At 63.6% G+C, this 20,424-nt stretch carries 15 protein-coding genes; 5 read left to right on the plus strand and 10 right to left on the minus strand.

Features of this window, described 5'->3' with window-relative positions; translation table 11 throughout:
• Nucleotides 1–98: 98 nt before the first annotated feature.
• Both Q5H92_RS24000 and Q5H92_RS24005 read left to right on the plus strand, forming a co-directional pair.
• Nucleotides 99–1,664: an HTTM domain-containing protein gene (locus Q5H92_RS24000; RefSeq protein WP_305014116.1), complete on the plus strand. Its 1,566-nt coding sequence runs from the start codon at nucleotides 99–101 to the stop codon at nucleotides 1,662–1,664.
• Nucleotides 1,665–1,764: 100 nt separating this feature from the next.
• Complete coding sequence (locus Q5H92_RS24005; protein ID WP_305014117.1) at nucleotides 1,765–2,034, plus strand: hypothetical protein; 270 nt, start codon at nucleotides 1,765–1,767, stop codon at nucleotides 2,032–2,034.
• A 231-nt stretch (nucleotides 2,035–2,265) separates the two neighbouring features.
• Here Q5H92_RS24005 and Q5H92_RS24010 read toward each other — a convergent pair whose 3' ends face one another.
• The gene (locus tag Q5H92_RS24010) at nucleotides 2,266–3,426 is read right to left on the minus strand and encodes an esterase/lipase family protein (RefSeq protein ID WP_305014118.1); all 1,161 of its coding nucleotides are present in this window, start codon (nucleotides 3,424–3,426) and stop codon (nucleotides 2,266–2,268) included.
• A 119-nt stretch (nucleotides 3,427–3,545) separates the two neighbouring features.
• Here Q5H92_RS24010 and Q5H92_RS24015 point away from each other — a divergent pair, with 119 nt between their 5' ends.
• Together Q5H92_RS24015 and Q5H92_RS24020 are read left to right on the plus strand one after the other, a co-directional pair.
• The gene (locus Q5H92_RS24015; protein ID WP_305014119.1) at nucleotides 3,546–3,884 is read left to right on the plus strand and encodes a hypothetical protein; all 339 of its coding nucleotides are present in this window, start codon (nucleotides 3,546–3,548) and stop codon (nucleotides 3,882–3,884) included.
• A 293-nt stretch (nucleotides 3,885–4,177) separates the two neighbouring features.
• Nucleotides 4,178–4,861 carry a hypothetical protein gene (locus Q5H92_RS24020; RefSeq protein ID WP_305014120.1) on the plus strand — a complete coding sequence of 228 codons (684 nt, stop codon included), beginning with the start codon at nucleotides 4,178–4,180 and terminating at the stop codon, nucleotides 4,859–4,861.
• A 60-nt stretch (nucleotides 4,862–4,921) separates the two neighbouring features.
• Here the strand turns inward: Q5H92_RS24020 and Q5H92_RS24025 are convergent, their stop codons facing one another.
• Complete coding sequence (locus tag Q5H92_RS24025; RefSeq protein ID WP_305014122.1) at nucleotides 4,922–5,551, minus strand: flavin reductase family protein; 630 nt, start codon at nucleotides 5,549–5,551, stop codon at nucleotides 4,922–4,924.
• Nucleotides 5,552–5,706: 155 nt separating this feature from the next.
• Between Q5H92_RS24025 and Q5H92_RS24030 the strand changes: the two genes are divergently transcribed.
• Complete coding sequence (locus Q5H92_RS24030; protein ID WP_305014123.1) at nucleotides 5,707–7,164, plus strand: M20 family peptidase; 1,458 nt, start codon at nucleotides 5,707–5,709, stop codon at nucleotides 7,162–7,164.
• A gap of 11 nt (nucleotides 7,165–7,175) precedes the next feature.
• On the opposite strand, the gene Q5H92_RS24035 is transcribed toward Q5H92_RS24030, so the two are convergent.
• The 8 genes from Q5H92_RS24035 to Q5H92_RS24070 all read right to left on the minus strand — a co-directional run bounded on the left by Q5H92_RS24035 (nucleotide 7,176) and on the right by Q5H92_RS24070 (nucleotide 20,316).
• Nucleotides 7,176–7,586 (minus strand): MauE/DoxX family redox-associated membrane protein, encoded by a 411-nt coding sequence (locus tag Q5H92_RS24035; RefSeq protein WP_305014124.1) that lies wholly within the window; start codon nucleotides 7,584–7,586, stop codon nucleotides 7,176–7,178.
• A 107-nt stretch (nucleotides 7,587–7,693) separates the two neighbouring features.
• Nucleotides 7,694–9,190, minus strand: a complete 1,497-nt coding sequence (locus tag Q5H92_RS24040) for a M28 family peptidase (RefSeq protein WP_305014125.1) — start codon at nucleotides 9,188–9,190, stop codon at nucleotides 7,694–7,696.
• 131 nt (nucleotides 9,191–9,321) lie between these two features.
• Complete coding sequence (locus tag Q5H92_RS24045; protein WP_305014126.1) at nucleotides 9,322–11,355, minus strand: S9 family peptidase; 2,034 nt, start codon at nucleotides 11,353–11,355, stop codon at nucleotides 9,322–9,324.
• A 144-nt stretch (nucleotides 11,356–11,499) separates the two neighbouring features.
• Nucleotides 11,500–13,842: a S9 family peptidase gene (locus Q5H92_RS24050; RefSeq protein ID WP_305014127.1), complete on the minus strand. Its 2,343-nt coding sequence runs from the start codon at nucleotides 13,840–13,842 to the stop codon at nucleotides 11,500–11,502.
• A gap of 241 nt (nucleotides 13,843–14,083) precedes the next feature.
• Nucleotides 14,084–15,709 (minus strand): serine hydrolase, encoded by a 1,626-nt coding sequence (locus Q5H92_RS24055; RefSeq protein ID WP_305014128.1) that lies wholly within the window; start codon nucleotides 15,707–15,709, stop codon nucleotides 14,084–14,086.
• A gap of 105 nt (nucleotides 15,710–15,814) precedes the next feature.
• Entirely contained in the window at nucleotides 15,815–17,605 is a 1,791-nt protein-coding gene (locus Q5H92_RS24060; protein ID WP_305014129.1) for a DUF885 domain-containing protein, read from the minus strand.
• Nucleotides 17,606–17,871: 266 nt separating this feature from the next.
• Nucleotides 17,872–19,725: a DUF885 domain-containing protein gene (locus tag Q5H92_RS24065; RefSeq protein WP_305014130.1), complete on the minus strand. Its 1,854-nt coding sequence runs from the start codon at nucleotides 19,723–19,725 to the stop codon at nucleotides 17,872–17,874.
• A gap of 60 nt (nucleotides 19,726–19,785) precedes the next feature.
• On the minus strand, nucleotides 19,786–20,316 hold the full coding sequence (locus Q5H92_RS24070) for a hypothetical protein (protein ID WP_305014131.1): 531 nt from the start codon (nucleotides 20,314–20,316) through the stop codon (nucleotides 19,786–19,788).
• Between the last annotated feature and the right edge of the window lie 108 nt (nucleotides 20,317–20,424).

Below are 20,424 nucleotides of genomic sequence, written 5' to 3' on the forward strand. Positions count from 1 at the left end.
TTTGACCGGCCGACGTAAGCCCCGGGGCAACCATGCGCCCCCGCGCGGGGTACAGCAGGCTGCCTCCTCCCTTTCTTTCCTCCTCCCTTCTTCCCCTTATGCTGAACGAGCACCCAGGCTTCTGGGGCGTGCTGAAGCGTCCTTTTGTGCTCGATGTGCGGGCGTTGGCCTTGCTGCGCATGGCCACGGCCGCCGTGATACTGGTCGATTTGGCCATCCGTAGCACCGACCTCGAAGCCCACTACGCCAACCTGGGCATCCTGCCCGTGCCCGCGCTGATGGAGCACGCCTGGACGCCCTACCAGTTTTCGTTGCACGCCGCCACCGGCCTGTGGCAGGGCGAGGCCGTGCTGTTTTTATTGGCGGCCGGGGTGGCGGGCGCGCTGCTGTTGGGCTACCACACGCGCCTGGCCACGGTGGCTTCGTGGGTGCTGCTGGTGTCGCTCCAAAACCGCAACACGCTCATCGGCCAGGGCGGCGACGACCTGCTGCGCATGCTGCTGTTTTGGGGTATTTTCCTGCCCTGGGGCCGCGTCTGGTCGTATGATGCGCGCGACAAGCCCGTCCCGGAACGGTTCGACTATTTCAGCGCGGCCACGGTGGCCTACGTGGTGCAGCTGGCCTTGCTGTACTGGTGCACGGCCTTGCTCAAAAACGGCGCCGAATGGACCCGCGACGGTACCGCGCTCTACTACGCCTTCAGCCTCGACCAGCTGCTGCTGCCCGGCGGCCGGCTGCTCTACCCGCACCCCGATTTGTTGCGTTTCCTCACCTTTGGGGCCTATTTCACGGAGCTGCTGCTGCCGTTTGCGCTGTTCATTCCGGTGGGGGTGCGGTGGTGGCGGCTGCTGGTGGTGGGCGTGCTGTTTGGGTTTCACCTCACCATCGGCCTCACGCTCTACGTAGGCCTGTTTTTCCTGATAAACTGGGCGTCCATCCTAGGGTTGCTGCCGCCCGTGGCGCTGGATTGGCTCACGGGCCGCTTCAGCCCGTACGCGCCGCGGGTGCGGCGCTGGCAAGGCCGCCTGCCCGCGTGGCAGCTACCGTGGCGCCTGCGCCTGGAACGCACCCGCGAGCCCACGGCCGGCGGGCAGCGGCTGGCGCGCGCGGTGCGCGACACGTTTGTGGCCGTGGTGCTGGCCTACGTCTGCCTCTGGAACCTCGATGACGTGGCCGTTCTTCGTCCGGCGGGCGGGCTGCTGCCGGCCCCGGTGCGCTGGCTGGGCTACCTTTTCCGCATCGACCAGCACTGGGGCATGTTCGCGCCCGTGGTGTTCAAAGACGATGGTTGGTACATCTTTGAGGGCACCACCGCCACGGGAAAAGTATTGGATTTGAACCGCGCCGGCGCGCCGGTGCGCTACGCCAAGCCGGCATCGGTGGTGGCGCTGTTCAAAAACGACCGGTGGCGCAAATATTCCGAGAACTACCTCTTCGTCGACAACGCCTGGATGCGGCCCTACTACTGTAACTATCTGCTGCGCATCTGGCACGAAAACCCGGCCCACGCTCCGCTCCGCCACCTGTCGATAGTGTACATGAAGGAAGTGTCGCTGCCCGATTATCAGGTGTCGAAACCCACGCGCGAGGTGCTGTGCGAATGCGAGTTGCCGGCCCAAAGCCAGGAACCGGGCGCCGGCAAGAAGCAACAAGCCGAGGAGTAATAAAAATACGTGTTTGTGCGGGGCAAATACGAGCACCCCGCACCCGAAACGTCCGTATAGCTGAAAGCCTATTTTGGCTTTCTTTTCACATTTCTTCCTTATGAAACGCAAATTGCTTTCTGTACTCTCCGCCGCGCTTTTGTGCTCGTCGCTCACGGTGTTCAGTGCCTGCACGGCTTCCGAAAACGTTGATTCGTCCGGCGGCACCACGCCGAAAACCACCGGCGGCACCACCTCGGCCAGCGACATCAACGGGGTTCCGGCCGGCAGCGCCAGCCCGCGCGGCACCACCAATGGCAACACTACTTCGGGCACTACCACGTCCGGTACCACCACTACGAGCACGACGACCTCCGGCTCCACTACCTGATTCGCTACGTCTTCCTTTCCATCAACAGGGCCATTTCCTTCGCGGATTTGGCCCTGTTTTTTTTGTGCGGCGGGGTAGAGATGACTGACTAAAAAGCACGTCATGCCGAGCGCAGTCGAAGCATCTCTACCGCGCAACCTAATCCAATCGAAAGGATTTAGTGCTGCGGTAGAGATGCTTCGACTGCGCTCAGCATGACATTCCTTTTGCTCACTACTCATCAACGCAGCGTCAGGCCCACTGCTTGAGGTACTGGAACACTTCCGGATGCGTGAGCAGCCCGCCGTGGTGCTGCTGGCTGAACACGGCGGTGCGCACGTTGGCCCCCGTCGGCAGGGCCGCCTCGTCGCCGAAGGTGGCGTGGCCGCGGGCGCTGCCGTGGCCCACCAGCCCGTCGCCGAAGTACTCGCGCAGGGCCGAGGGCCGCGTGGCGCGCAGCCAGGAGCCCATCAGAATGTGGTAGCGCACGCCGGGCAGGGGCAGCACGGCGGTGCGCGGCGGCGTGAGGTCGTTGGCGTGGGCATCCTGCCAGTCCTCGTCTACTAGAATGGAGCAGCGCAGGTCCTTGATGCCGTTGCTGCGCTGGTTCAGCGCCTTGCTCAGAAAGCGCGTGGGAAACAGGTTGATGCGCTCCAGCAGCCGCGCCGTGAGGTGGGAGTTCTGCTCCAGCCACGAACCGTCGTTGGGCGTGCCAATGAGGAAGACGGAGCGCAGGTGGGCCAGCCAGGGCGCTTTTTGAGTTAAGAGTTGAGAGTTAGGAGTTAAGAGTTGCCCTTCTTCTGCCGCTGCTGATTCAGTTGAATTAACTCTTAACTCTTCACTCTTCACTATTAACTGAATACCGTAGTACCCGGCGCTCCGAATAATCAGCCCGCCCATGCTGTGGCCCACCAGCACCAGCTCGCCGATGGCGTCGGGCCAGGTCGTGACCAGCTCGGTGAGAATGCGGTTGAGCTCGCGGCCGTTTTCGGAGAGGTGCAGGCCGGAATTGAAGCGCAGGTAGAGGGCGCGGCAGTGCAGCTCCTCGGCCAGGCGCGGGCCGTAGCGGCGGCTGCCGGGCGGGTCCTGAAAGCCGGTTTGCCAGATGAGCTCGTCGCCCATCAGGCCGTGCACGAACACCACGGTTTTCTGGCGGGGCTCGCTCAGGCGCAGGTCGGCCACGGTCACATCCTGGCCGCCGCGCCGGAAGCTCATCCGGATGGCGCGCTTGTCGAAGCGCGCGGCCAGTTGGTCGCCGAGGGCGCCGTTGAGCACGGGCAGGAAAAAATGCTGGTGGGCCTGGCCCGAGCGCACGAGGTAGCTGGCGCCGCGCACGGGCAGCAGGGCCGCCCGCCTCACGGCCCCAAGGGCCCGGCGGAAGCGGGAAGGCAAGTGGGAATCGGAGTCGGGCATGGGCGGGAAGTGGGGCGAGCAGCACGCGCCGCGTCCGAAAGTAACGCCCCGGGCGGTATTGGGTTGGCCTTCCGGGTGAAATCCCCGTACTTTGTGTGTCCAATCCCAAGACCTACTTCATGAAGCTTTCTTCTCGTCCCGCCCTGGCCCTGCTGCTGGGCACCGCTTTGGCCGCCACCCTTTCTTCCTGCGACTACCGCTGGAGCCCCGGCGAAAACCAGCAGTTCAAACACGGTTTCACCGGCACCCCCGGCTGGCACAACTCGGACGTGAACCGCGACAGCATCAACTACAAGCAGCGCGTGGAGCCCGCCAGCGGCACCGGTTCGGCCACCGCTATCAAAAACGGCACTGTGCAGGATAAGCTGAACTCGGCCCCAGCCGGCGCCAGCGCCACCGGCGGCCAGGACGCCAGCGGCCAGATGGGCACGCCCGAGCAGGCCCAGGAGAAAAAATAGCGCTTCTTTTCGGAGAATTTCTAAAAAGCCCGCAGCCTTCCCCGCTGCGGGCTTTTTGCGTTCGGATTGACCGCATACTGTTAAATTAGAACTGTTTCAGGGGCAGCGGAAAGAGGAGGGGCTTAGCTACGCTGACCTTCGGTTGCCCCCGCCCAGCTTTCGCGCTGTTTCAAAGATGCCGTTCAACGACCGGGCGGGGCCACCCCTCACCTCTACATCGTTCAAGAAGTACACTGATTCCGAAACCGCTCTAGCTACGAGGCAATAGCTTGGCAATGACTGCCGTAATACTGATGAAAACCATAGAAAACCAAGGGCTTCCCGTACAAGGTGATTTTTATAACGATGGCGACTGCCTTATTTGCGGGGCTCCACACGCGGAAGCGCCGACGTTGATTGATTACACCCCAGATGGCCGGTGCTATTTCAAACAACAGCCGCAAAATGAAGTAGAATTAGACCAGGCAATATGCGCGCTATGGGTCTCGTGCATTGGAGCCATTCGCTACCGGGGCACCGACGAAGCAATACTGAAGCGGCTTTATGAAAATGGGCTGGCCGATTCCTGCGATTACCAACCGTTGGCAGCTTATCCGCTGTTGATTCGTGACAGATTGCGCTTTGCGTTTGACGGAAGCATTAATGAGTTGGCTGATGCGCTTATTTCAAAGGTGAAATCCTCGACCAGCAGCGAATACCTCGCTGATAAAATCGTGCAGTTTCACAATGATGAAAGACAATCATTCAGCTTTGTGCATATCTGGTATGATGCTGCTAATTCGGTTACTTATAATGTTGATTATAACATAAATGCCAAGCACGAACTGGTGCTTGGCATTTCGCCGGAATTTGAGAAGGATATTATTGGTACCGCCGCCCGACTGCATGATAACATAAAAGGTGATGCCCGATTTAAAAGTATCGAATGGTTTGAAAAGGACAAGAACAACCAAACAAGCTACTCTAAGCCCTACTAGCTGATAAGTAATGAAGTGCTACCGGGGCTGGATATTCTGCTGCTACTTTAACTGCCGAGGCTACAGCGGCACCGGCGGCTGGCCCGGCCGGGCGTAGCCGAAGCGCACCGGCGGGGCCACGGCGTGGTAGCCGTCAAGGCCCGAAATGGCGGCCGTGCCGGCAGTGGCTAGGTCCAGCGTGCCATCGGGCCGCAGCAGCTCGTCGCGCAGATACACGTGCTCCACGGTGCCCACCAGCAGCACGGTGCCGTTGCTGATGGCGTGCTCTTCGAGTAATTTCAGGCCGATGCTGAGCGGGCTCTCGGCCACGTAGGGCGCGGCGAATCCGTCGCGGTACTCAGCCGTGAAGCCGCAGGCGTCGAACTCCGAAACGTCGTCGGGGAAATTGGCCGAGGTGTAGTGGGCTGGGGCAGCCAGCGCCTCGGGCACGTGGTTGAGGGTGTAGCAGCCGCTGGCTTTGAGGTTGGCGTAGGTGTGGCGGGGCACGGTGGTGGGGCGCGTCACGATGCCCAGCAAAGCCGGGTCGGAGCCCAGGTGCAGGGCCGAGCTGAATACGGCCAGGTTGGTGCGGCCGTCGGGCGCGGCGGTGCCCACCAGGTTGGCGGGTTTGAAGCCGGGCAGGCCGTTGACGAGGTTGAGGCGGTAGATTTTTTCGAAAGCCTGAATGTCGGCGGCGGTGAGGTGGCGCATTGGGGAAGGAGGGGAGGTGGAGAGTGGGGGAGGTGCGGCAGGGCCAATACCGCTGCAGCGCCCGATTGTTCGGCCCGGTGGGACGGCGCGCCCGGCATTGGACTGCTGGGCCCTACCTTGGCGCGTCTTTTTAACCTGATTTTCTGCGAAAAAATATGCGTTTTCTGTTACGACTGTTGGGGGTGTTGCTGCTGGTGCTGATAGTGATTTTGGCAATCAATACTTGGCGCCTGCCCTCGCATCAGCTGGGCGCTGTGCCCGCGGCCCCGCCGGTGCCCGTGGCCGATTCGGCGCTGGCCCGCCTGGCCGGTGCCGTGCGGATACCCACGGTTTCAACGACCGATTACGCCCAGACCGACACGGCCCAGTTTGGCCGCTTCGGCCGCTACCTGCGGCAGTCGTTTCCGAAGGTCTTCGCCCAGCTCAAGCTCGAAAAATTCAACGACTACGGCCTGCTCTTCACCTGGGCCGGCCGCAATGCCGCGCTCAAGCCCGTGCTGCTCATGGGCCACTACGACGTGGTGCCCGTGCTGCCCGGCACCGAAAGCAAGTGGACCCGGCCGCCCTTCGCCGGGGTGCAGGCCGGCGGCTACCTCTACGGCCGCGGCGCCTTCGACGACAAAGCCAGCGTGCTAGCCCAGCTCGAAGCCGTGGAATACCTGCTCGGCACCGGTTTCCAGCCCACGCGCACGCTCTTGCTGGCGTTCGGGCACGACGAGGAAACGCTGGGCCGCCGGGGCGCGGCCACCATTGCGGCCGCCCTGCGCCAGCGCGGCACCCAGGCTGAGTACGTGCTGGACGAAGGCGGCCTGGTGAAAACCGACGGCGTGGCCGGCATCAAAAAAGCGGTGGCGCTGGTGGGCATCAGCGAAAAAGGCTACCTAAGCCTGGAGCTGTCGGCCACCGGCCAGGGCGGCCACTCCTCCATGCCGCCGGCCCAAACGAGCATTGGCATCGTGGCGGCCGCCGTGGTGAAGCTGGAGCAAAACCCCTTCCCGGCCCGCCTGGAGGGCGGCGATGACCACCTGCTCGACTACCTGGCCTCGGAGGTGCCGCTGGGCCAGCGCGTGGTGTTTGCCAACCGCTGGCTGTTTGCGCCCCTCATCAAGAAAATTCTGGCGGGCACGGCTTCCGGCAACGCCACGCTGCGCACCACCACGGCCGCCACCATTTTCCGGGCCGGCGCCAAAGACAACGTGCTGCCCATTGATGCCACGGCCACCGTCAACTTCCGCCTGCTGCCCGGCGACTCAGTGGCCGGCGTGGTGCGCGAAGTGCGCCGCATCGTCGACGATGCCCGCGTGGCCGTGAAAGTGGTGGGCCGGCCCAACGCCCCCTCGCCGGTATCGGACCCCGGTGCGGCGGCGTTTCAGCGGCTGCACCGCACCATTCGCAGCGTTTTTCCGGAGGCCATTGTGGCGCCCTACGTGGTGGTGGGGGCCACCGATGCCCGCCAATACGCCGACCTCAGCCCAAACGTGTACCGCTTTCTGCCCGTGCCAATGAACCAGGAAGGCATCGACGGCATGCACGGCACCAACGAGCGCCTGCCCGTGCAGCACTATCCCAAAATGGTGCAGTTTTACGCCGCCCTCATTCGCAACAGCCAGTAAAAAGCCGACGGCTAAGGCCGGGCCGGACTGCGGTCGAGGCACAGGCGGTTGTGCTGGCAATGCAGCACCAGCACAAACAGAAACAGGCCGTACACCAGCTGCGTGCCCACCGTGTCCCACTGTTCCAGCAGGCTGCTGCCGAACACCAAGGCCGTCATTAGTAGCAGGGCAGCGGCCAGTGCCGGGCGCGTAAACAGCCCGATTATCAGCAGCAGCCCGATGCCGCCTTCCACAAAGGGCAGCACTGCCGCAAACGGCCGCACCAGCAGCTCGGGCAGCATGGAGTTGGCAAATTGCTTCACCATGCCCGCCTGAAACGCGGCCAGTTTGGGCAGCCGCACCAGAAAATGGGTCAAGAAAGCCACGCCCATCAGCAGGCGGCCCAGCACGAAAGCCAGTTCGGGGTTGGTCAGGTTCAGCATACGCTACCATACGAGCCGGGCGGTGGTTGGGTGTAGCGTGGACTCTGCGAGTCCGCGCCGGGGTGAACGTTCTGCCAGGCGCGGACTCGCAGAGTCCACGCTACAAGCTACCGTTCCAGCTTGAAGCCGGGCTCCCGGGCCGGGGGCGCGGTGCGATTGGCCACGGCCCAGCCGGTGAGGTACATCCAGCGGGTCATACGGGTGAGCTTGGCGTAGTTGATGCGGCTAGGCTCGTCGCGCGGCGTGTGGTAATCCTCGTGCAGCCACGAGGTGTACATGATGGCCGGGATGCCCAGCCGCGCATACGGCAGATGGTCGGAGCGGAAGTACCAGCCCTCGGGATGCGTGGGCTTGTCCCACTCGGTATCAAGTTTGAACTTAGGGCCGGCCTGGTTGGCCGCCAGAGCGGTTCGCACGAGGTCCGACGAATTCATGTGCGGCGGCGTCGAGCCCAGCAGGGCGGCGCTGTCGGGCGCGTTGCGGCCCATCATCTCCGCATTCAAAACCGCCACAATGGACGACTGCGGCACCGTGGGGTGGGCCGAAAAATAAGTCGAGCCAATCAGCCCCCGCTCTTCCGAACCCTGATACACAAACAGCGCCGAGCGCCGGCCCGGCTGCTGCCGGAAGGCCCGCATAATGGCCAGCAGGGCCGCGCAGCCGGTGGCGTTGTCGTCGGCGCCGTTGTAGATAGAATCGCCGGCCACGGGCGCGCGCACGCCGTCGTGGTCCTGGTGGGTGCTGAAGAGAACGTACTCCTTTTTCAGCTGCGCATCGGTGCCGGGCATTTTGGCCACGATGTTGACCGACGGGTACTGGAAGCTCTCCACCTTCAGCTCGGCGGTGAGCTGCTGGCCAGCCTGCTGCACCCAGCTGGCGGCGCTGGCGGGCAGCCACACCACCGGCGGCGTGCTCACCACTTGGGTGGTGGCCGCGCCCGGCAGGCTGTAGCGCCCCCGCTCGTAAATGTGGCTCCAATGGTCGTAGAGGGCCTGTTGCTTGGGGTCCGACACGAACACCACGGCCACGGCGCCGGCCTTCACCAACTCGCCGGCCTGCCCCACGAACTTGCCAAACACGTAGCGCCGGTAGCTGATGCCGTCCGTCGGCGCGCCCGCAATCTGCACTGCCACGGCCTTGCCTTTGATGTCGACTTTGGCCAATTCCGCCGCCGAGCCGGTGCCCACGTACACCAGCGGCGCGTTTACGCTGGCGTTGGTGGGGGCCGTCACGGCGCCATCCTGGTTCAGTTTAATTTCATGACTGCCAATGCGCAACGTACTGCTTTTGCTCAGGCGCGTACGCTGCATACTAAACCACTGAAAGTAGGTGCCGTCATCGCCGGCCGGCAGCATGCCGGTGGCCCGAATCTGGTCGGCTAGCCACACGGAGGCTTTCAGCTCGTCGAGCGTACCGCCCTCACGGCCCCGAAAATGGTCGCCAGCCAGCGCAAATAAGTCGCGCTTGATGTCGGCTTCGCGGATGGCGCTTTCGGCGTTGGCAGGTTTAGCAGCCGGCTTTTTCTGAGCGGAGGCACTGAAGGGCGCGGCCAACGTCAGGCCGGCCAGTAGGAGGCGGGAGGTGGTTAGGAGAAGCTTTTTCATCTGTGCAAGCAAGAACGATGTAGGGGCGGGGCTTGTCCCCGCCCGGGCGTCCGCGTCATTGAATGAAACCGTTCATACGGCGCCAACGACCGGGCGGGGGCAAGCCCCGCCCCTACATCGTTCAGTAAAATTTAGCGTCCCGGCGTAGCCGGCCCCAGATATCGGTCGAGCCACTCCAGCCACAGGCGGTTCCACTCGGCGCTGCGCACGGGGTCGCCGGGTACGTGGGCGGCGATGGGGAAGGCCATGAAGCGCACCGGTACGCCGTTGTCTTTCAGCGCGTGGTACATTTTGTAGGCGTTGCTGATGGGCACCCGGAAGTCGTTCACATTGTGTAGAATGAGCGTGGGCGTGCGCCAGCGCGTGGCCCGCGCCAGCGGCGACTGCACCCGGTAGTGCTCCAGGTTGGCGGCGCTCAGCCAGGGCGAGGGGCCGTAGTGCCCGGCGTTTGATACATTGTTGTCGCTCAGATTATAGCTGTCAAGCAAATCGACCACCGCAGCACCCGCCACCGCGCAGCGCCAGCGGCGTGGCTCGCCCATCAACCAGGCCGTCATAAACCCGCCGTAGCTGGCCCCCGACAGTGCAATCCGGCTCGTATCGACCCAGCCGCGCCGTTCCAGCTCGGCAATGCCTGCCAGCACATCGCGCCCCGGCCCGGCGCCCGCATCGTCCCGAATGGCCCGTTGGAAAGCGTAGCCCAAGTTGTCGGAGCCCCGGTAGTTGGGCTGAAACACCACGTAGCCATGCGCCGCCACCGCCTGCCCGAACCCGTAAAAGGCCGCCCGTGAGGCGTTGGAAGGCCCGCCGTGCATCATCAGCACCAGTGGGTATTTCTTGGCGGGGTCGAAGTCGGGCGGGTAGGTGAGGATGCCGTTGGGCCGAAGCTGGTCCGATTGCCATTCCACGGCTTCCATGCGGCCCAGGGCCAGGGCGGCGGTTTCGTGGTTGAAATCGGTGAGGCGGCGCGGGGTAGCAGTGGGCGAGGCCATGTAGTACAGCTCAGCCGGGCGGCCCGGCTCGTTGGCCGTGACGGCGACGGCGTTGCGCTTGCCAATTGACATTTCCACCCAGTAGCTGCCGTTCGGCGACACCGGCCCTAGGTTCAGCTTCCGGCTCTTGCCATCCAGGCCCTGCTGCCAGATGGAAACCGTTGGTCCGTCATTACCGCCCACAAACAGGCTTTTGCTATCGGGGCTCCAAATTGCCCGTTGCAAATTCCGGTCAAGCGCCCGGCAGAGGTGGCGCGCCGGGCCGCCCGCAACTGGCACCACGTCAAATTCCAGCGACTCAAAAAATGGCGGCTCGCGCGGCGTTTGGTAGCTCAGCCACTGGCCATCGGGCGAGTAGGCGGGCAGGTCGACGCGGTGCGGGGAGCCGGGCAGCTCACGGAGCGCGCCGCTGGCTACGTCCAGCGTGTAGACGGCCGTTTCCTGGTCGCCGGTTTGGGCGCTGGGACGGAGCACGCAGGCCAGCGTGCGGCCATCGGGCGCCCAAGCGAAGGGAGCGGAGGAGTCGTCGGGCAGGCTGAGCGGGCCGCTGGTGAGGCGGCGGGCCGGCTGCCCATCGGTGGCCGACACCAGCCACAGGTGGTCGGGCGCGGGCGGCGCGGTGACGGTCATGCTGCCGTTGCCCACCTCGAAGCTGTCGTTGCCGCGTGCCACTTCCGCCGCGTTGGCCGGCGCATTGGCTGATGAATAGGCGAGGGCCGTGCCATCGGGCTTCCAGCTGTATAGCTGCACGTTTTCAACGGCCGTCGTCAACTGGCGCACGTCGCCGGATGCCAGGTTCTGCACAAAAAGCTGGGTGTGCGCCTCCTTGCCCGTGCCGGTGCGCCCCAGAAAGGCCACCCGGTCGCCGGTGGGCGACCAGCGCGGCTGCTTTACGGTGGGCCGGCCGGCCACCAGCACGCGCTGCCGGCCGCTGGCCACATCCACCAGTACCACCTCGGCCTCGCTGCGGTTGGCGGCAAGGTTGGGGCGCGACACGACCACCATAATGCTTTTGCCATCGGGCGAAAGCTGCGGGTCGCCCACGTTCACCACGCGGCTGATGTCGGCCAGCTCGAAGCGGCGCTGGGCGGGGCTGAGGTAGGGGAGGAGCAGCAGCGTGAGCAGCCCGAGAAGTCGGAGTAGCAGAAGTGGTTGAGGTTGGGGAATTTTCATAGAAAGAACGTCATGCTGAGCGCAGTCGAAGCATCTCTACCGCAATAGTAAACCCTGTCGATTGGATTACTGGTGCGGTAGAGATGCTTCGGCTTCGCTCAGCATGACGTTCCTTTTATCCTTCCTGTCTAATCGTTAATTCACCTATTGCACGGCGTTGCGCGGGTCGGGCTTGGGCGTCATCTGGTAGTCGTGCGGGGCGTCGGCGCCGGCCAGGTTTTGTACGAAGTAGTCCCAGCGGCGGCGCGTCATATAGGGCGAGTAGGCGCCGTAGCCGTGCTGGGCGTTGGGGAATACCACCAGGTCGTAGCTCTTGTTGGCTTTGGTGAGGGCTTCCACCACCAGCATCGTGTTGTAGGGCGGCACGTTGTCGTCCATCAGGCCGTGGGCCAGCATGAGCTTGCCTTTCAGGTTTTTGGCGAAGAGGGCGTTGGCCTGATTGTCGTAGTTGGTGGTGCCGTCGGCGTTGGTTTTGAGCAGGCCGATGTACCGCTCGGCCCAGTCGTCCTCGTAGTTGCGGTTTTCGTGGTTGCCCGATTCCGAGATGCCCACTTTGAAAAAGTCCGGGTAGCGGAACATGGCCGCTGCCGTGGCGTAGCCGCCGCCCGAGTGCCCCCAGATGCCGGCCCGGTCCAAGTCGATGTACGCATATTTCTGCGCCAGCTGCTTCATGCCGCTTATCTGGTCCGAGAGCGTGTTTTCGGCCATGTTGCCGTAGCAGGCATCGTGGTAGCTCTTGCTGCGCAGGGGGTTGCAGCTGCCCTCAATCACCACCACCACAAAGCCCAGCTCGGCCAGGGCCTGGTGGTCGCTCCGCCCGGCCACAAACGACCAGCTGCCCACGCCACCGCCCTGCGGGCCGGGGTAGATGTAATTGATAATCGGATACTTTTGGCTCGGGTTCAGCGTCGTCGGCGTAAACATCAGCCCGTACAAATCGGTCTGGCCGTCGGCCGCTTTCACCGTGATGGGCGTGGGGGCTTTCCAGCCGGTGGCGGTGAGGCGCGAGATGTCGGTTTTCTCCAGCGTCGAGAGCAGCTTGCCATCGGCGCTGCGCAGCACCGTCACGCCCGGCTTGTCGGGTTGCGAGTAGGTGTCCACGAAGTACCGGCCCGAGGGCGACATCATCACCTGGTGGTTGCCGGCTTCGGGGGTGAGCAGGGTGAGGTTTTTGCCATCGAGCCCGATGCGGTAGAGGTGGGTGAAGTAGGGATTGCCGGCCTCGCGGCCATCGGCCAGAAAATAAGCCTGACGCTTCTGCTCATCCACTTTCAGCAGCTGCGTCACCACAAAATTGCCCTTGGTAATCTGGTTCTTTACCTTGCCGCTGCCGGCGTCATACAGGTACAAATGGCCCCAGTTGTCGCGCTCCGAATACCAGACCATTTCCTTGGTCTTGGGCAAATAGCGCCAGTTGATAGCGCCCTGGCCCGACTCGTACTGCGTGGCTACCGTCTCGGTAAACACGTCGCGCACTGTGCCAGTGGCGGCATCGGCCACCCGCACTTTCTCCTCCTTATGGTCGCGCGACGTCGATACAAACGCCAGCTCGCGGCCGTCCGGGCTCCAGTCCACATCATCGAAGGTGCCGCTGCTCGAAATATCGTCCGAGAGGGAGCCGCGGTGCGGGTCGGGCGCCATCTGGAAACGCACCACTTTGGCCGGGTTCACTTCGATGACGACCCGCTCAATCAGGGCAATGTCCTTGTCGCCGGGCAGCGGGTATTTCCAGCTTTTCAGGGTTGGATGGCCCACGTTGGTGGTCACGAGGTACATGTCGCCCACGTTGCGCTGGTCCTGCCGGAAGGTGGCAATTTTGCGCGAGTCCGGCGACCAGCGCAGGATGGGCTTGTCGCTGTGCGTCCAGCCGGCGTTGTCGGTGGCGTAGCCGTAGTCCTTGGCGCCGTCGGTGGTGAGCTGCGTGGTTTGGTTAGTCTTCGTGTCGCGCACCCATAGGTTGTCGTCCTTGATGAAGGCGGCCAGCTGTCCGTTGGGCGATACCTCTTCGTTGGCGGTATTGGCGCTGGCGGCCGGGCTGGTGGCCGGCGCCGTCTCGGGGTTGATTTTGCCGCTCACCACGTCGTATTTCCAGCTTTTGCCGCTGGCCGCGAAGGAAATGGCCTTGGCATCGGGCGAAAACTCAATGCTGCGGAAGGGCAGCCGGCTGGCCTCGTAGGTTTTGCCGCTGGCCGCCGACAGCGCCGTGGCCAGCCGGGCTTGGTCGAAGGCCACGGTGCGGGTTTTGCGGGCCGGGTCCACGAGGATGAACTCGCTGCCCTGAGCCGTGAGCACGCGGTACCAGAACCGGTCGCCGGGTAGCCAGTTAGGCTGGCCGGCGCTGTGGTCCACCAGGGCTTGGGTATTGTAGCTCATAAACCGCTCGGCGCGGGCGTAGTCCTCGGCCGTGCGGGCGGGTCGCTGCTGCGCCCCGGCAGTGGCCGAAACAAAAAACGCGGCCGCGAACAGGGCCGGTACAGACTTGGGCATAAGATTTAGCAAAAAGCGGGAATTCAAATGAAATCAGACGTGAAAGGTAGTGCAGTTCGGCGTTTGCGTGGCCCGGCACCGGGCAAGAAAAAAGCCCCGCTGCCAGGGCTTTTTTTTAGTAGCACCAACCGGAAAGACGCTGCTGCCGTTACCCGGTTGCTTCGCGTGGGGCTTTGCCGGCCGGCGCGGTCCGCGCGGCAGCCCAGCCGGCCGCTTGCAAAGCCCATGAAGACCAGGCGGCTTACTGGCCCGCACCCGAAGCCGGCTCGGCCACCCGCTGCAAATCCAAGTCCTGAAAGTCGTAGCTGAAATCGGTGGCGGGCGAAATCGGCTTCATTTTCAGGCCCGAGGCGCGGCCCTCACCATCGAGGGTGAAGGTGGCGAAGGCATCGGCGTTGAAGCTGCGGGCCTTCCAGCGCACCACGTAGGTGCTGCCGCGGTAGGGCAGCACCTGGCCCACCAGCCGCGGCGCGCGCACCGCGCGCAGCCAGAGCTGCGGGCCCTGCTGGTACACGTTCACGTCGCCCAGCCAGGTGTCGTGGTAGCGGCCCACGTAGGCGCGGTAATCCGGCTTTTTGGGGGCAGCTTTCTGGGCAGCGGCTACTTGCTTCCAGGCAGCGGCCAGCACCTTGTCCGATTCGGCCGCCCCGGCCTGCTTATAGCCGAGCATTTCCTGCACCCGGTCCTGGCCGCTCACGCCCAGGTAATGGTCCAGAATGTGACTCGTTATGGCATTGAAAGCCAATCCTTCTTCTTGGTTGGTGAGCACGATGATGCCTAGGTGTAGCTCGGGCACCAGCTGGACTTTCGTCACCATGCCAATTTCGCCGCCGGTGTGCGATACCACCTTGTAGCCCCGCGCGTCGTTCAGAAACCAGCCCAGGCCATAGGCGTAAAAGTGCGTGTTGTAGGGCGACGGGCCGGGGCCCACCGGCAGAATGGTTTGCGGCGACCACAGCTCCCATTGCGTCCGGGGTTTCAGCAGCGGCGCGGGGGCGCCGGGCCCGCCCAGCAGCATCAGAGCCCACTTGCTCAGGTCGTTCACGCTGCTGTACATGCCGCCGCAGGGCGCGGCCACCGCCGCCCGGTCGCGCTGAATAACCTGCACCTTGCCATCCACCCGGCCGTGGGCATCAATCGCGTTGGTGGGGTCGGGCAGGCGTGTGAAATCGGTGGCGGTGCGCGTCATACCCAGCGGCTTGATAAGGCGGGCTTCCACGAAATCGGCCCACGGCTGGCCCGCGATGCGCGCCACTACTTCGCCCGCCACGATGTACAGGTTGTTGTCGTAATCGAACTTGCTGCGAAACGACGACACTGGCTTGAAATAGCGCAGGTTATGGATGACATCCTTGACGGTGAAGTTGCTGGAATCCGGAAAGAACATCAAATCGCCGGCGCCCAGCCCGAGGCCGCTGCGATGGCACAGCAAATCGCGCACCGTGAACTCGGCCGTTACGTAGGGGTCGTACATCCGGAACTCGGGAATGTAGTCGGTCACCTTGTCGTCCCAGCGCAGCTTGCCCTCGTCCACCAGCAAGCCCAGCGCGGCGGCCGTGAAGGCCTTGGTATTGGAAGCAATGCCGACCAGCGTGTTGGCATCCATCGGCGCCTTGGTAGCCAGCGAGCTGACGCCGTAGCCCTTGGCCATCACCACCTGTCCGTCCTTCACCACGGCCACGGCAATGCCCGGCACATCGAACCCCTTGAGGGTGCGGGCCACCACGGCGTCCACGGCCGCCATATCGAGCGGCGCGGTCACGGGCGGAGCGGTTTGGGCGTGGCTGGCAGCAGGGAGCAGGGCCAGCGAAAGACCCAAGCCCAGCCCGGTTGCCCAGCGTTGGGCAGAAGTAAAGAATGAAATCATTCGAAAGAAAATTTGGCTAAAAATCAGAATTGTCCGGCAATGTAAGTCGGATATTTCCATGCCTGATTCCTTCTTTACTGTGCTGTTGCGAAGCCGATAGTCGGCCTAGCGCTGGCGCACGGCCCAGGCATCCATGCGGCGCTCCAGAATGGCCAGCGGCATGCTGCCGCCGGCCAGAATCTCGTCGTGGAACGCCCGCAGGTTGAATTTCGGCCCCAGCTGTTGTTCGTAGCGGGCGCGCAGCTCGCTCAGTTTCAGAGCGCCCACTTTATAGGCCAGGGCCTGGCCGGGCAGGGCGAGGTAGCGCTCCACTTCGGCGGTGGCGGCCTGCTCGCTGATGGGCTCGTTGGCCATGAGGTAGGCCACGGCCTGGTCGGGCGTCATGCCCTTGGTGTGCAGGCCCACATCCACCACCAGGCGCAGGGCGCGGTGCATTTCGTCGCCCAGCGCGCCCATGCGCTGGTAGGGGTCGGCGTAGAGGCCCAGCTCCCGGCCCAACGATTCGCAGTACAAGCCCCAGCCCTCGCTGAAAGCCGGGTACACGGCAAAGCGGCGGAATTTGGGCAGGGCGGTATTTTCCTGCTGCAAAGAGAGTTGGTAGTGGTGTCCGGGAATGGCTTCGTGCAGAAACAGCGATTCCATGCCCGACGTCACGTTGAACGTGGTGGCATCGACAATGGGCACGTAGAAAATGCCCGGCCGGGAGCCGTCCGGCGCCCCGCGGTTGTACTCGGCCGTGGCCGTGGCTTCGCGAAACTTCTCGGTTTCGCGAATCTCGAACGGCGACCGGGGTACCCGGCCAAACAGCCGCGTGAGGTTGGGTGCCACGCGGGCCTCAATGCTGCGAAAGGCCGCGAGCACCTGCTCCGGCGTTTGGTAGGGCATAAACCGAGGGTTGCTGCCCAGGTAAGTGAAAAAGCCCGCCAGCGTGCCCCGGTAGCCCACACGCCGCCGAATGGCCTCCATCTCGGTCCGGATGCGCTTCACCTCGGCCAGGCCGGTTTGGTAGATGGCGTCGGGCGTGCGGTCGGTGGTGGTCATCAGGCGCACGTCGTAGCGGTACATCTCGGCGCCGCCGGGCACGTCGCTCAGGCCGGTGCTGGTGCGGGCCTGGGGCAGGTACTCGTTCTGCAGAAAGTCGGCCAGCCGGCGGTAGGTGGGCACCAGGTCGGTGGCAATGGCCTGCTGGTAGGCCGCCGAGAGCCGCACCTTGTCGGCGTCGGAAAAGCTGGCCGGAAAGCGCAGGGCCGGCCCGTAGAACGGGCTGCGAATCACGTCGGAAGTCACCTGGGCCTGCAGCTGGGGCACAATGCGCTGCACCACCACGCGGGGCAGCACCACGGCCGCCTTCATGCCCAGCCGGAAATTGGCCATGGCCGAGTCGGCCCACACCGGAAAGCGGTCGACCCGCGCCAGCCAGTTGTCGTAGTCGCGCACCGTGCGGAAGGGCTGCGCGCCGGTGCCCGTGCCCAGCATGGCCAGCGTGTTGGGCACGCTGAAAAACGGGTCCAGCGGCATCATCCAGGTGTTCAGCTTTAGCCCGTCGAGGCGGGTCCGCATTTCGTACTGAAAGATGTCGTAGCTCAGCTTGTCCTCGGCCGAGAGGCGGGCCCGGTCGATGTTGAGCAGGTCGTTGAGGTAGCGGCGGCAGAGGCGCTGCTGCTGCTGGCGGAAGGCCTGGGTTTGGTCGTTGGGCAGGCGGTCGTTGAAGCGGTTGTCGCCCTGGGCCATAGCCGCCAGCGGAAACAGCCGGGCGCGGTCTTCCCAATAAGTATTAAACAAATTGGCCAGCAGCACCGATGCCGCACTGGCGCGGCTGGCCGGGGGCGCCTGGGCCCCGGCCGGCCGCGCCAGCAGCCCCAATGCCGCCAGCAAAACAAAAACCAACTTCCGCATCAAAAACTAAATAAGCTGGCAATCTACGCTGATTTGGCGCATAGGCCTACATTTATTCCAATTCTATACAGCAAAAACCCCGCGCCGGGTTCAGTCGGCGCGGGGTTTTTGCTATTTGGCGCAGTTGCTGAATCCAGCACGTCATGCTGAACGCAGCCGAAGCATCTCTACCGCGCAACTAATTAATTTTAGTATTGCGGTAGAGATGCTTCGGCTGCGCTCAGCATGACGTGCTCATTTCTCACTTTTCGTCTCTCATTGCTCAGCTATTGCCTCTTCGCCCAGGCGTCCATCTTGGTTTCGAGCACGGCCAGCGGCATCACGCCATCCTTCAGCAGCTCGTCGTGGAAGTTGCTGAGGGAGAACTTGCTGCCCAGCTGCTTTTCGTAGCGGGCGCGCAGCTCCTGAATTTTCAGCTGGCCGATTTTGTAGGCCAGCGCCTGGCCCGGAATGGCCATGTAGCGTTCGATGGCCGAGGTGTCGTCTTCCTCGCTGGCGGGCATGTTGTCGAGCATGTAGGCGATGGCCTGCTCGCGGGTGAGCTGGCCGGTGTGCAGGCCGGTGTCCACTACCAGGCGCACGGCGCGCAGCATCTCGTCGTTCAGCGCGCCCACGTACTGGTAGGGGTCTTTGTAGAGGCCCAACTCCTTACCCAGGCTTTCGCAGTAGAGCGCCCAGCCTTCCGTCATGGCGCCGTAGCCGGCAAACTGGCGGAACTTTGGCAGGCTGGTGTTTTCCTGCTGCAGCGAAATCTGGTAGTGGTGGCCGGGAATGGCTTCGTGCAAAAACAGCGACTCCATGCCCTGCGTCACGTTGTACTCGGCAGGCTTGGGCAGGGGCACGTAGAAAATGCCCGGCCGCGTGCCGTCCGGCGAGCCCTGGTTGTACTCGGCCGAAGCCGACGCCTCCCGGAAGGCCTCAGTGCGCCGAATCTCAAACGGCGACTTGGGCACGCGGCCGAACATCTTTTTCAGGTTCGGGTCGATGGTTTCCTGGATGCGGCGGAAGCCCGCCAGCACTTCCTCGGCCGTTTTGAAGGGCATGGCCTTGGGGTCGTGCTTCAGGCTCTCGAAGAACTGCCGCAGCGTGCCCTTGAAGCCCAATTGGGCTTTCATGCGCTCCATTTCGGCGCGCAGGCGGGCCACCTCGCGCAGGCCCAGGGCGTGGATTTCGGCCGGGGTTTTGTCGGTTGTGGTCCAGTAGCTGGCGTAGTAGCGGTAGATTTCCGGCCCGCCGGGCACGGCGTTGATGCCGCTGGTGGCGCGGGATTTGGGCAGGTATTCTTTCTGTAAAAAGGTGGCCAGCTTGCTGTATGCTGGTACCAACTCCGTCATGATGGCCTTTCGGTAGTCATCGCTCAGACGCTTTTTATCGTCATAAGAAAACTCTTTGGGAAAGCTTTTAATGGGACTAATAAATAAGGAGTTGTCGGGGTCACTCACCACTAGGGGCTTACGTCCTGAAATCATGGCGCTATCCTTCACTAGCACGCCGCGCATCTGCGGAATCATCTTCACCACCAGCGCCCGAGGCAGCACCACGCCGGCTTTCATGCCGCGCCGGAAGTTGCCGATGGCCGAGTCGGCCCACACCGTGAAGCCGCGCACCCGGCCCAGCCAGTTGTCGTAGTCCTGCACCGTCTTAAACGGCTGATTGCCTTGCCCCGAGCCAAACTGCCCCATGCTGATGGGCAGCCCCCAGAACTGCTGAAACGGCATCATCCAGGTGTTGAGCTTCAGCCCGTCCACGCGCTGCTTGAGGTCATACTGAAAGATGTCGTAGCTGATTTTGTCGTTCTCGTCCAGCCCTGCCCGGTCGAACTTGCCCAGCCGCCCCAGATAATCCTGGTAAAAAGTGCGCAACGTGTCCCGGAAGGCCTGGGTCTGGTCGTTGGGCAGGCGGTCGTTGAAACGGTTGTCGCCCTGGGCCGTGGCCGAAAGCGGGTCGAGCCGCGACTGCTGCTCCCAGAAGCTGGCAAACAAGCCGTTCAGGCCCTTGGCCGAGTCGGCCGGGGCCGCCGTGCCGGGGGCGCTGCTTGTAGTGGTTTCGGTGGTTTTGGTTTGGTTGCAGGCCGTGGTGAGCGCCGCAGCGACAAGGCCAGCAAGGGCAAGTTTTTTCATAAGGAATGGGAATGTGCCGCAAGCTACGAAACCGCCTGACACGCTCCCACCTCCCGCCGGCTACTGCGCGGGCGTCGCGGCTGCCGGGGCCGCCAGGCGCGCCACGGCCAGCTGGCCCAGCGCCTTGGCCACCTGCCAGCGCGAGTAGTTGCGGTCGGCCCGCGGCAGGCCGATGACGAGCGTGCGCTCGGGCAGTCCCACGTACAAATCGCCGTGGGTATCATCATAATACGCCTCGTGCCCCAGGCCATTCACCGCCAGAATATTGCGCCGCTTCAGGCGGTTGCCGGTTTGCATAATGGCAAAGGCCGAGGCTGGCCGGTACGAAACCACTACCACCGCATCGGGGCTGGCGGGCTGGTCGGCCTGCACGAAGCGGCAGCCCTCGCCCTGTGCCTGCTGCTGCACGGCCTGCCCGGTGAGGTCGCCCACCTCGCGGGCCGTCAGCAGGCGGCAGCTTTCGGTGGGCAGGGTGGCGGTGGTGTCGAGCTGCACTGCCGTGGAGCGGCCCGAGCCGCCGCTTGACTGTTCCAGCGGCGCGTTGCCGCTGCAGGCCCCCAACAGAAGAGCCGCACTAACTGCGGCCAGCATGCCCGAAAGATGCTTTGGTAAAGAAGAATGAAGACGCAGCATAAGACCAGTGAATGGTGAATAAACGGGCTAATTCTGGTGCTTACTACGGGTTTGCGGAAAAATCGG

The sequence above is a fragment of the Hymenobacter mellowenesis genome (assembly GCF_030581005.1).
In the GTDB taxonomy this organism is placed as follows: domain Bacteria; phylum Bacteroidota; class Bacteroidia; order Cytophagales; family Hymenobacteraceae; genus Hymenobacter; species Hymenobacter mellowenesis.